This is a genomic window from Frigoribacterium sp. PhB160, assembly GCF_003751785.1.
GTDB lineage: Bacteria > Actinomycetota > Actinomycetes > Actinomycetales > Microbacteriaceae > Frigoribacterium.
This window is the reverse complement of the sequence record NZ_RKIE01000001.1, coordinates 355,537-367,352: the sequence shown is the minus strand read 5'-3', so window position 1 is coordinate 367,352 and position 11,816 is coordinate 355,537. Positions and strand designations below refer to the sequence as shown.

The window sequence follows — 11,816 nt, the reverse complement described above, 5'->3', positions numbered from 1 at the left end:
GTCGCCTACCTCATCATCGAGTGCCACGGCCGGGGGTCGCGGGGTGCAGCCTGGGGACGGATCCGCCCGTCGGTCAGTTCTGGGGGAACCCCAGGTCGACGCCGCCGTGGCTCGGGTCGAGCCAGCGCGACGTGATCGCCTTCTCGCGGGTGAAGAACTCGAAGCCCTGCAGGCCGTAGGCCTTGTCCGACCCGAAGATGCTGTCCTTGAAGCCGCCGAACGAGTAGTACGCCACCGGCACGGGGATCGGCACGTTGATGCCGATCATGCCGACCTCGATCTCGGCCTGGAAGCGCCGGGCCGCGCCTCCGTCGTTGGTGAAGATCGCGGTGCCGTTGCCGAACGCGCCGGCGTTGATGAGAGCCACGCCCTCCTCGTACGAGGCGACGCGGACGACCGAGAGCACCGGGCCGAAGATCTCCTCGGTGTAGACGCGGCTCGTGAGCGGCACCTTGTCGATCAGGGTGGGCCCGAGCCAGAAGCCGTCGGCCTCGCCGTCGACCTCGACTCCGCGGCCGTCGACGACGACGTCGGCGCCGTCCTCGAGGGCGATGTCGATGTAGCTCGCGACCTTGTCGCGGTGCTGCTCGGTGACGAGCGGGCCCATGTCGCAGCTGCGCCGCCCGTCGCCGACGGTGAGGCCCGACATGCGCGCCGTGATCTTCTCGATCAGCTCGTCGGCGACGGGCTCGACCGCGACGACGACACTGATGGCCATGCAGCGCTCGCCGGCCGATCCGAAGCCGGCGTTGATGGCGCTGTCGGCGACGAGGTCGAGGTCGGCGTCGGGCAGTACGAGCATGTGGTTCTTGGCGCCGCCGAGCGCCTGGACGCGCTTGCCGTGCTTGGCGGCGGTCTCGTAGATGTACTGCGCGATCGGGGTGGACCCGACGAACGAGATGCTCTTCACCTTGGGGTGGGTGAGCAGGCCGTCGACGGCCTCCTTGTCGCCGTGGAGGACGTTGAAGACGCCCTCGGGCAGGCCGGCCTCGGCGAAGAGGCGGGCGAGGAACATCGCGCTGGACGGGTCCTTCTCGCTGGGCTTGAGGACGACCGTGTTGCCGACCGCGATCGCGATGGGGAAGAACCACATCGGGACCATCGCGGGGAAGTTGAAGGGGCTGATGACGCCGACGACGCCGAGGGGCGCCTTCGTCGAGTAGACGTCGACCCCGGTCGAGACCTGCTGCGAGAACTCGCCCTTCACCAGGTGCGGGAACCCGGTCGCGAGCTCGACGACCTCGAGGCCGCGGGTGATCTCGCCGAGCGCGTCGCTGAGCACCTTGCCGTGCTCGGCCGTGAGGATCTCGGCCAGCTCGCCCTTGCGCTCGTTCAGCAGCTCGCGGAAGCGGAACATGATCTGCTGCCGCTTCGTGATCGACAGGTCGCGCCAGGCGGGGAAGGCCCGGGCGGCCGAGGCGACGGCCGCGTCGATCTCGGACTGGTCGGCGAGCGAGACACGTTTCGTCTCGACGCCGAGGGCGGGGTCGAACACCGGGGCGGTGCGTCCGCTCGCGCCGGGCACCTCGGCGTTGTCGATCCAGTGGGCGACGAGGGGCAGGCCGTCGACGCCGGCGGCGGTGCCGGGCGAGGCGGAGGGGGTGGTGGTGGTCATGGCAGGTCCGTTCTGGTTCTCGGGCGGGAGGCGCGGTCAGCGCCGGGCGGGCTCGCCGACGTGCACGAGGCCGGCGGCCACGTCGACGGCGGAGGCGACGTCGCCGTCGCTCGGGTAGAGCAGGGTGCGCCCGACGACGAGGCCGCGGACGCCGGGCAGGGCGAGCGCGTCGGCCCACCGGGCGTAGGTCTCGTCGGGGTGGCCCGCCGGGTCGCCGCCGAGCAGCAGCGTGGGCAGCGTCGTCGACGCCATCACCCGCTCCATCTCGTCGACGACGGGCAGCTTGAGCCAGCTGTAGGCCGACGACTCGCCCAGCCCGGACGAGATCGCCACCGAGGTGATGACCGCCTCGGGGCTGAGGTCGTTGACGATGCGTCCGTCACGTCGCTCGCTCATGAACGGCTCGAGCATGATCGGGAGGCGCAGGGCGGCCGACTCGGTCACCGCCCGTGCGGTCGCCTCGAGGGTCGCGGCCGTGCCCGGGTCGCCGAGGCCGATGCGCACGAGCAGCTTGGCGAAGTCGAGGCGGGAGTCGACGATCGACCGCGCCGAGTAGGCGGTGAAGCGGTCGTCGAGCTCGAACGAGGCGCCCTGCAGGCCGCCGCGGTTCATGCTGCCGACGACGACCTTGCCGTCGAGGGCGCCGAGGAGGGCGAGGTCGTCGATGATGTCGGGCGTGCCGAGCACGCCGTCGACGCCCGGTCGACCGAGCGCCACCACGAGGCGGCGGAGGAGGTCGTGGCGGTCGGCCATGGCCATGCGCTCGGAGCGGACCCCGAGGGCGCCGCGGGCCGGGTGGTCGGCGGCGACGATGAAGAGGCGGCCGTCGCCCTCGACGGGCAGGCGACGGGTGCGAGAGGCGAGCACCTCGGCGACCCGGTGCGGCTCGGCGGCCCGGATCTCGCGGAGACGGTCGAACCGGCCGGGGCTGACCGCGGCGGCGGTGGCGTGGTCGAGCGTGACGGGGGTGGCCTGCTCAGGCATGGAGCGCCTCCTTCAGGACGGCCTCGACCTCGATGGTCGTCGGCATGGCGGTGGAGCACTCGAAGCGGGTGGCGACGATGCCGCCGGCCGCGTTGGCGAAGCGGAGGGTGCGGTCGAGCGACCAGCCCTCGAGCAGGCCGTGGCAGAGCGCGCCGCCGAAGCCGTCGCCGGAGCCGAGGCCGTTGATGACCTCGACGAGGTGGGCGGGCACCTCGACGCGCTCGTCGCGGGTCTTGGCGAGCACGCCCTTGGGGCCCTGCTTCACGATCGCGAGCTCGACGCCGCGCTCGAGCAGGGCGTCGGCGGCCCGGTCGGGCTCGGTCTCGCCGACGGCGACCTCGCACTCCTCCCGGTTGCCGACGGCGACCGTGACGTGCTCGAGGGCGCGGGCGACCTCGCGGTGCGCGACCTCGGGGCTGCTCCAGAACATGGGGCGGTAGTCGAGGTCGAGGATCGTCAGCGGTCGGCGGGCCCGGGCCTGCCAGGCGACGTGGTGGGCCTGGCGGCTGGGCTCCTCGCTGAGGCCGGTGACGGTCGCCCAGAACACGCCGGCCTGCGCGATCGCGGCGAGGTCGAGCTGCGCCGCGGTGATCATGAGGTCGGGCGCCTTGGGCTTGCGGTAGAAGTACAGCGGGAAGTCGTCGGGCGGGAAGATCTCGCAGAACGTGACGGGCGTGCTGAGTCCGTCGACGGTCGAGATGAGGCGGGTGGAGACGCCGAGCCGATCGAGCTCCTGCACGACGTACCGGCCGAAGGGGTCGTCGCCGGTGCGGGTGAGCACGGCCGAGCAGCGGCCGTGGCGGGCGGCGGCGATGGCGACGTTCGTCGCGCTGCCGCCGACCGACTTGCTGAAGGTCTCGACCTGCTCGAGCGGCACGCCGGCCTGCTGCGGGTAGATGTCGACGCCGACCCGGCCGACGGTGAGGACGTCGTAGGGGGTCGTGGTCGCGGTGTCGTCGGGAGTCATGGCGGGGTGGTCCTCTCCGGGGCTCGTCACTTCTTGCCTGCCTGGACGGTGTAGATGGCGCCGGTGCTGAAGTCTTCCTCCAGCTGCTCGAGCGATCGTCCGTTCGTCTCGGGCACCCGGGTCGCGGCGAAGACCAGCGACGCGGCGTTCAGCACCGCGAAGATGAAGAACGTCGTCGAGATGCCGATGCCGGCCACGAGGATCGGGAAGAGCAGGCTCACGGCGAAGTTCGTGAGCCACAGGATGAGGACGGTGACGCCCATGCCGACGCCGCGCAGCTTGAGCGGGAAGATCTCGGAGAGCATCAGCCAGACCAGCGGGCCGATGGTGCCCTGCATCGTGCCCACGAAGCAGATGACGAAGACCAGCACGACGATCGCCCGGCCGAGGCCCTCGGGGATGAGCAGCGACGAGAGTCCGATGAGCAGGTGGAAGACGGTCACGCCGGCGAAGCCGAACATGAGCATGTTGCGTCGGCCGACCTTGTTGATCACGCGCAGGGCGACGAGCATCGCGACGACGGCGATGACGCCCGCCCCGACGTTGGCGATCAGTGCGCCGCTCTGGGAGAAGCCGGACTGCTGCAGCACCTGGGTGCCGTAGTACATGATCGAGTTGATGCCGGTCAGCTGCTGGGCGACGGCCAGCCCGATCCCGATGAAGAGGATCTTGCGCAGCCAGGGCTCGGCCACGAGGTCGGCGAGGCGGGCGCTCTTGGCCTCTTTCTCCTCTTCGGCGAGCAGGCGGACCTCCGCCATCTCGGCGATCGCCCGGTCGTCGGCACGGATCTGCTTCAGCACGGCGAGGGCCTCGTCGTCACGGCCCTTGGCGATGAGCCACCGAGGGCTCTCGGGGACCCGGAACATGCCGATGAAGAGTGCGATGGCCGGCAGGACGGCGACGGAGAGCATGTAGCGCCACACGTTGTCGTGCTCGCCCCAGACACTGCCGATGACGGCGTTGATGGTGAACGCCGCGAGCTGACCGGAGACGATCATGAGCTCGTTGCGGCTGACGAGCCCGCCACGCTGCTCGGTCGGCGCCAGCTCGGCGAGGAACACCGGGACGGTGACCGACGCTCCGCCGACGGCGATGCCGAGGAAGAACCGCGCCCCCGTCAAGAACTCCCACGTCGGGGCGAGCACGCAGGCCACCGCGGCGAAGAAGAAGAGGATCGCGAGGGTGTTGATCGTGGGCTTGCGGCCGAACGCGTCCGAGATGCGGCCGATGAAGAAGGCTCCGACCGCGGCGCCGATGAGGATCGCCGAGACCATGATCCCCTCGCTGGCAGGAGTGAGGCCGAGGCTCTCCTCCATCGAGTCGAGGGCACCGTTGATGACGCCGGTGTCGTAGCCGAAGAGGAGCCCGCCGAAGGTCGCGATGACGGCGACCGTGCCGAGCCGCTTCGTGTGGGGCCCTGAGACCAGGGCGGGGAGTGCCGTGCGAGGGCTGCTCCCGGGTGCGTTCGTGACCACGATTCCTCCGTTGGTTGTGGCTGCTCCGGCCAGCGGGGGCCGGACCGTCGCCCCCGACTCGGGCGATGTGCCGAGACTAGCCATGTGCTCATGTCCTGTCAATGCATCATGACGACGACGGGGGCAGCAGCACCCCAGTCAACCCGGGCACGACCGAGGCCGGTGCCGTCGACGAGATGGTCGACGACACCGGCCCGGAGAAAGAGGGTGCGGAGGCGGAGGAGGAGGAGGAGGAGGAGGAGGCGGAGGCGGAGGCGGAGGCGGAGGCGCGCCCTAGCCCCGCGCCCGCGGCACGAGCCTCTCGAGCTGGGTCACGTGCCGCGGCTCGAGCTCTTCCAAGGAGTGCGCCCCGAGCAGCTTCATCGTCCGGACGACCTGGTCCGAGAGGATCTGGATCGTGCGGTCGACGCCCTGCCGCCCTCCGGCCATGAGCCCGTAGAGGTAGGCCCGCCCGATCAGGGTCGTCTTGGCCCCGAGCGCGACGGACGCGACGATGTCGGCGCCGTTCATGATGCCGGTGTCGACGAGCACGTCCGTGTCTGCGCCCACCTCGCGCACCACCTCCGGCAGGAGGTGGAAGGGGATCGGCGCCCGGTCGAGCTGCCGCCCGCCGTGGTTGGACAGCACGATGCCGTCGACTCCCGCGTCGACGAACTTCTTCGCGTCGTCGATGCTCTGCACGCCCTTCACCGCCAGCTTTCCCGGCCACATCTCGCGGATGATCCGCAGGTCGTCGAAGCTGATCGTGGGGTCCATCGCCAGGTCGAGCAGATCGCCGACCGTCCCGCCGGTGGCGCTCAACGACGCGAACTCCAGCTTGTTCGTCGTGAGGAAGTCGTACCACCACCACGGTCGCGGCAACGCGTCGAGCACCGTCCCCAGCGTCAGCTGGGGCGGGATCGAGAACCCGTTCCGCTTGTCGCGGAGGCGCGCCCCCGCGACAGGTGTGTCCACCGTGAAGAAGAGGGTCTCGTACCCGGCAGTCGCAGCCCGCTCCACGAGCCCGTACGAGATGTCGCGCTGACGCATGACGTAGAGCTGGAACCAGTTGCGACCGTGCGGGTTCGCCGCCTTCACGTCCTCGATGGACGTCGTCCCCAGCGTCGACAGGGTGAACGGGATGCCCGCTGCCGCCGCAGCCGACGCACCGGCCGTCTCGCCCTCGGTCTGCATGAGTCGGGTGAAGCCCGTCGGTGCGATCGCGAACGGCATCGCCGACGGCGCCCCGAACACCGTCGCCGTCGTGTCGATCTCGGCCACGTCCCGCAGCACCTCGGGGTGGAACTCCACGTCCTCGAACGCCTGCCGGGCCCGCGTGATCGAGATCTCCGCCTCCGCGCTGCCGTCCGTGTAGTCGAAGGCGGCCTTCGGCGTGCGGCGCTTCGCGATCGCCCGCAGGTCCTCGATGGTGAGGGCGGCCTCGAGGCGGCGCTTGCGCCCGTCGAGCTCGGGTTTCTTGAAGCTCAGGTACTCGAGCAGCTCGACGGGCTTGGGGAACTGACGCTGGACCACGGTCTCAGCCTTTCTGCGAAGTGGCGGCCGCGGTGGTCCGCGGCTCGTACCGGACGGGTGAGGAGCTGCGGCGCACCAGGGCGCGCAAGGACTCGAGGCTCCCGCGCACGAGCCCGGCGGCGCGGGCCTGGACGAGCACGTTGCCGAGGGCGGTCGCCTCGACGGGGCCGGCCAGCACGGTGCAGCCGGTGCGGTCGGCGGTCAGCTGGCAGAGCAGCTCGTTCTGCGAGCCGCCCCCGACGACGTGCACGGTGCGGACCGTGCGGCCGGAGAGACGCTCGGCGTCGCGGAGGGTCGCGGCGTAGGCCGCGGCGAGCGACTCGAGGATGCTCCGCACCGTCTCGGCCCGCCCGCGCGGGGGCGCGACGTCGTGCTCGACGCACCACGCCTCGATGCGCGCGGGCATGTCGCCGGGCGGCGTGAAGCGGGCGTCGGTGGCGTCGAAGACCGGGACGGACCGGCCGACGGCGGCCGCCTCGGCGAGGAGGGCGGCGAGGTCGCTGCTGCGCTCGGCGGACGAGGTGCCCGAGCGGCTCCAGGCGCGCATCGACTCGCTCAGCAGCCAGAGGCCCGAGACGTTCTTGAGGAAGCGCACGCGGCCGTCGACGCCGCCCTCGTTCGTGAAGCCGGCGGCCCGCACCTCGTCGCCGAGGAGGGGCGACGGCAGCTCGAGGCCGACGAGCGACCACGTGCCGCTCGAGACGTAGGCGGCGTCGTCGCCCGCGAGCGGCACGGCGACGACGGCGGAGGCGGTGTCGTGCGAGCCGACGGCCGTGACGCCGAGGGAGGCCGGCGCCCCGATCGCCGCGGCGACCGACGGCAGCAGCGCCCCGAGGGAGGCGCCCGGGTCGACGAGGGGCGCGAACAGGTCGGGCGCGAGGCCGAGGCGGCCCGACAGCTCGTCGTCCCACTCCCCCGTCAAGGGCGAGAGCAGCCCCGTCGTCGAGGCGTTCGTGCGCTCGGTGACGGCCGTGCCGGTGAGCCACCACGAGACGAGGTCGGGCACGAGCAGGGCCCGGTCGGCGGGCTCGAGCACCCCGGCGGCGCGGTCGGCCGCGAGCTGGAAGACCGTGTTGAACGGCAGGTGCTGCAGGCCCGTGCGGGCGAAGAGCTCCGTGGGCGGCACGACGGCGTGCACGGCCTCGACGCCGGCCGCCGACCGCTCGTCGCGGTAGTGGTACGGGGCGCCGAGCAGGCGTCCGTCGCGGAGGAGGCCGTAGTCGACCGCCCACGAGTCGACGCCGACGGAGGCCGTGGCGGGCTCGTCACGGAGCGCCAGCGCGAGCCCCGCGACGACCGACCGCCAGAGCCCCGTGACGTCCCAGTGCAGGCCGACCCGGTCCGCGCCTCCGGCGCTCGTGCCCTGGTCGGCGGACCGCCCCTCGGGCAGCGTCACCGGCTCGTTCGCGAAGCGGGCGACGTGCTGCAGCCGGACGCCGTCGCGGTCGACGTGGCCGAGCACGACGCGCCCGCTCGTCGCGCCGAGGTCGACCGCGGCGACGACGCCGCCCGCGAGCGGCCGGGTCGGCGTCATCGGAGGAAGGCCGCGGCGACCCCCGCGTCGACCGGCACGTGCAGGCCGGTCGTGTGCGAGAAGTCGCTCGTGCAGATGGCGTACACGGCGGCGGCCACGTTCTCGGGCACGACCTCGCGCTTGAGGATGGTGCGCTGGGCGTAGAAGGCCCCGAGGTCTTTCTCGTCGACGCCGTAGGTCGCGGCGCGGTTGGCGCCCCAGCCGCTCGCGAAGATGCCCGAGCCGCGCACGACGCCGTCGGGGTTGATGCCGTTGACGCGGATGCCGTGCTCGCCGAGCTCCGCCGCGAGCAGTCGAACCTGGTGGGCCTGGTCGGCCTTGGTGGCGCTGTACGCGATGTTGTTCGGGCCGGCGAAGACCGAGTTCTTCGACGAGATGTAGACGATGTCGCCGCCGAGGCCCTGGTCGACGAGCACGCGCGCGGCGTTCTTCGCGACGAGGAACGAGCCCTTCGCCATGACGTCGTGCTGCAGGTCCCAGTCGGCCTCGGTCGTGTCGAAGAGCGACTTCGACAGGCTGAGGCCCGCGTTGTTGACGACGAGGTCGAGCCCGCCGAACGCGAGCAGCACCTCGGCGATCGCCGCCTTCACGGCCGCCTCGTCGCTGACGTCGGCCGCGACGCCGCGGGCCACGTCGGGCCCGCCGATCTCGGCCGCCGCGGCCTCTGCCTTCGCGAGGTCGAGGTCGGCGATCACGACGCAGGCCCCCTCGGCCGCGAGGCGCGTCGCGATGGCCTTGCCGATGCCCGACGCAGCGCCCGTGACGAGCGCGACGCGGGTGGCGAGCGGCTTCGGCGCGGGCATCCGCCGCAGCTTCGCCTCCTCCAGGGCCCAGTACTCGATGCGGAACTTCTCGGCCTCGTCGATCGGCGCGTAGCTCGAGACGCCCTCGGCGCCGCGCATCACGGCGATCGCGTTGACGTAGAACTCGCCGGCGACCCGGGCGGTCTGCGCGTCCTTGCCGTACGAGAACATGCCGACGCCCGGCACGAGCACGATCAGCGGGTCGGCCCCGCGGATGGCGGGGCTCTCGGAGGTCGCGTGGCGGTCGTAGTAGGCCTGGTAGTCGAGGCGGTACTGCTCGTGCAGCTCGCGGAGGCGCGCGACGGCCTCCTCGACGCTCGCGTCGGCCGGCAGGTCGAGCACCAGCGGCCGCACCTTCGTGCGGAGGAAGTGGTCGGGGCAGCTCGTGCCGAGCGCGGCGAGCCGCGGGTGCTCGGTGGCGGCGAGGAAGTCGAGCACGACGTCGCTGTCGGTGAAGTGCCCGACCTGCGGCCGGTCGCGCGACGCGATGCCGCGGATCACCGGGGCGAGGGCCGCGGCCTTGGCCCGGCGCTCCTCGACGGGCAGGGCGGCGTGGCCGGCCAGCGGCGGGCCGAACGGCTCCGGGCGGGAGTGCTCGTCGAGGTACGCCTGCGCGGTCTCGATGATCCAGAGGGAGTTGCGCTCCGCCTCCTCGCTCGTGTCGCCCCACGCGGTGATGCCGTGCCCGCCCAGGATCGTGCCCCGCGCCTCCGGGTGCTCGGCCGCGATCGCGGCGATGTCGAGGCCCAGCTGCCAGCCGGGTCGGCGCCACGGCACCCAGACGACCGCGCCGCCGAAGATCTCGGCCGTCAGCCGCTCGCCGTCGGCCGCCGTCGCGATCGCGATGCCGGCGTCGGGGTGCAGGTGGTCGACGTGCGCCGCGTCGACGAGCCCGTGCATCGCGGTGTCGATCGACGGCGCCGCGCCCCCCTTGCCGTGCAGGGCGTAGTCGAAGGCGGCGACCATCTCGTCCTCGTGCTCGACGCCGCGGTAGACGCCCGCGAGGCCTCGCAGCCGGTCGAGCCGCAGCACCGCGAGGCCCTCCTCGGTGAGGGTGCCGAGGTCTCCCCCGCTGCCCTTCACCCAGAGCAGCTCGACCGGCTCGCCCGTGGCGGGGTCGGTCGCGGTGCCCTTGGCCGAGGTGTTGCCGCCGGCGTAGTTGGTGTTCGCCGGGTCGGCGCCGAGGCGGTTGCTGCGCGCGACGAGGTCGGCGGCGGTGGTCGTGCTGCTCACGGGAGGTCCGTTCGTGTCGTGTCGGGTCGGGTCAGGTCGTGCGGGGGAGGCGCGGGCCGGCCGGCCGCGCCCGTCGCGTCTCAGGTCCAGCTGAGCTGCTTGCCGCCGACGCGCTCGGCGGCGAGGCGTTCCGGCGTGCCGCTCGCGAGGTAGGCCGCCATCGGGTCGCGCGGCAGGCCGCGGCCCTCGCGCCAGTCGGCCAGGGCCGGGCGGACGTCGGTGTAGAAGGCGTCCATCAGCACGGCGTTGGCGCCGAGGACGTCGTGGGAGGCGCGGGCCGCGTCGAGCGCCGGACGGTCGACGAGCAGGGCGCGCGCCGTCATCTCCTGCACGTTGAGCACGCTGCGGATCTGGCCGGGGATCTTGTCCTCGACGTTGTGGCACTGGTCGAGCATGAACTGGACCGGCGAGCCCTCGTCGAGCCCGCCGCCGTCGACGACCTCGAACAGGATGCGGAAGAGCTGGAACGGGTCGGCCGCCCCGACGATGAGGTCGTCGTCGGCGTAGAAGCGCGAGTTGAAGTCGAACGAGCCGAGCTTGCCGAGCCGCAGCAGCTGCATGACGATGAACTCGATGTTCGTGCCGGGTGCGTGGTGGCCGGTGTCGAGGCAGGTGAGGGCGCGGTCGCCGAGGGCGCTCACCTGGGCGTAGCTGGTGCCCCAGTCGGGCACGTCGGTGTGGTAGAACGCCGGTTCGAAGAACTTGTACTCGAGCACGAGCCGCTGCTCGTCGCCGAGGCCCGCGTAGATCTCGGCGAGCGACTCGGCGAGGTGGTCCTGGCGCTGGCGGAGGCTGTCCTGCCCGGGGTAGTTCGTGCCGTCGGCGAGCCAGATCTTGAGGTCGCGCGAGCCCGTCTCGTGCATGATCTCGAGGCAGCGCAGGTGGTGGTCGATCGCCTTGCGGCGGACGGCCGCGTCGCTGTGGGCCAGGCTGCCGAACTTGTAGGCGTCGTCCTGGAAGGTGTTCGAGTTGACGGTGCCGAGGTCGACGCCGAGGCCCGCGGCGTGCGAGCGGAGGGCTCCGAAGTCGTCGACCTCGTCCCACGGGATGTGCAGGGCGACGCTCGGCGCGAGGCCGGTGAAGCGGTGCACGGTCGCGGCGTCGGCGATCTTCTCCTCGGGGGTGCGCGGCGTGCCCGGCGTGCCGAAGACCTTGAAGCGGGTGCCCGAGTTGCCGAAGGCCCAGCTGGGCAGCTCGATGGCCTGCCGCTCGAGCGTGGGGGCGATGGACTCGAAGGTGGTCATGAGGTCTCTTCCGTGGTCGTGGTGTCGGACGTCGTCGGCGACGCCGGTGTCGAGCGGGTCGTGGTGGTCGTGGTGGGGGCGGCGCGGCGGCCGCCGCCCGGCAGCCCGAGCTGCGTCTCGAGGTTGAAGACCTGGGTCAGCAGCTCGAAGCCCTCGTCGGGCGGCGTGCCGTCGAGCGAGGTGAAGAACTCGGCCATTGACGCCTGCCAGCGGGCGTTGACGTCGGTCTCGGCCATGGCGGCCTGCGCCGCGGCGAGCGACTCGGCCTCGACGTAGCCGACGAGCAGGCCGTCGGGGGCGGCGAAGAGCGAGTAGCCGTGCCAGCCGCTGTCGTGGAGGGCCTGCAGCATCTCGGGCCAGACCTCGGCGTGGCGCCGGGCGTACTCGTCGAGGCGGTCGGGCGCGACCTGCAGCCGGAACGCGTAGCGCTCGTGCTCGTCGGCGGTCAT

9 protein-coding genes are annotated in these 11,816 nt (G+C 72.2%); all 9 read right to left on the bottom strand.

The features are described 5' to 3' along the window. Nucleotides 1–73: 73 nt before the first annotated feature. On the bottom strand, nt 74–1,615 hold the full coding sequence (locus tag EDF38_RS01730) for a CoA-acylating methylmalonate-semialdehyde dehydrogenase (protein WP_123353675.1): 1,542 nt from the start codon (nt 1,613–1,615) through the stop codon (nt 74–76). A gap of 36 nt (nt 1,616–1,651) precedes the next feature. Then, nucleotides 1,652–2,599, bottom strand: coding sequence for a class I fructose-bisphosphate aldolase (locus tag EDF38_RS01725; protein WP_233572124.1), 948 nt, complete (start codon nt 2,597–2,599; stop codon nt 1,652–1,654). Beyond that, on the bottom strand, nt 2,592–3,566 hold the full coding sequence (iolC, locus tag EDF38_RS01720; protein WP_123353674.1) for a 5-dehydro-2-deoxygluconokinase: 975 nt from the start codon (nt 3,564–3,566) through the stop codon (nt 2,592–2,594). Before iolC ends, EDF38_RS01725 begins: the two co-directional genes overlap by 8 nt. Nucleotides 3,567–3,592: 26 nt before the next feature. Further along, nucleotides 3,593–5,041, bottom strand: coding sequence for a sugar porter family MFS transporter (locus EDF38_RS01715; RefSeq protein WP_304984591.1), 1,449 nt, complete (start codon nt 5,039–5,041; stop codon nt 3,593–3,595). A gap of 273 nt (nt 5,042–5,314) precedes the next feature. Next, nucleotides 5,315–6,553 (bottom strand): alpha-hydroxy acid oxidase, encoded by a 1,239-nt coding sequence (locus tag EDF38_RS01710; protein WP_123353672.1) that lies wholly within the window; start codon nt 6,551–6,553, stop codon nt 5,315–5,317. Nucleotides 6,554–6,557: 4 nt separating this feature from the next. Next, the gene (locus EDF38_RS01705) at nt 6,558–8,087 is read right to left on the bottom strand and encodes a rhamnulokinase family protein (protein ID WP_123353671.1); all 1,530 of its coding nucleotides are present in this window, start codon (nt 8,085–8,087) and stop codon (nt 6,558–6,560) included. Then, entirely contained in the window at nt 8,084–10,123 is a 2,040-nt protein-coding gene (locus EDF38_RS01700) for a bifunctional aldolase/short-chain dehydrogenase (RefSeq protein ID WP_123353670.1), read from the bottom strand. Before EDF38_RS01700 ends, EDF38_RS01705 begins: the two co-directional genes overlap by 4 nt. 80 nt (nt 10,124–10,203) lie before the next feature. Continuing rightward, a complete protein-coding gene (gene rhaI / locus EDF38_RS01695; RefSeq protein WP_123353669.1) occupies nt 10,204–11,367 on the bottom strand; it encodes an L-rhamnose isomerase in 1,164 nt (387 codons plus the stop codon). Next, nucleotides 11,364–11,816, bottom strand: coding sequence for an L-rhamnose mutarotase (locus EDF38_RS01690; protein WP_123353668.1), 453 nt, complete (start codon nt 11,814–11,816; stop codon nt 11,364–11,366). Before EDF38_RS01690 ends, rhaI begins: the two co-directional genes overlap by 4 nt.

What these genes read in the sequence shown, in the direction of transcription:
- iolC (WP_123353674.1), bottom strand. Translation starts at nt 3,566, where the DNA reads ATGACTCCCGACGACACCGCGACCACGACCCCCTACGACGTCCTCACC.
- EDF38_RS01690 (WP_123353668.1), bottom strand. Translation starts at nt 11,816, where the DNA reads ATGACCGCCGACGAGCACGAGCGCTACGCGTTCCGGCTGCAGGTCGCG.
- EDF38_RS01730 (WP_123353675.1), bottom strand. Translation starts at nt 1,615, where the DNA reads ATGACCACCACCACCCCCTCCGCCTCGCCCGGCACCGCCGCCGGCGTC.
- EDF38_RS01725 (WP_233572124.1), bottom strand. Translation starts at nt 2,599, where the DNA reads ATGCCTGAGCAGGCCACCCCCGTCACGCTCGACCACGCCACCGCCGCC.
- rhaI (WP_123353669.1), bottom strand. Translation starts at nt 11,367, where the DNA reads ATGACCACCTTCGAGTCCATCGCCCCCACGCTCGAGCGGCAGGCCATC.
- EDF38_RS01705 (WP_123353671.1), bottom strand. Translation starts at nt 8,087, where the DNA reads ATGACGCCGACCCGGCCGCTCGCGGGCGGCGTCGTCGCCGCGGTCGAC.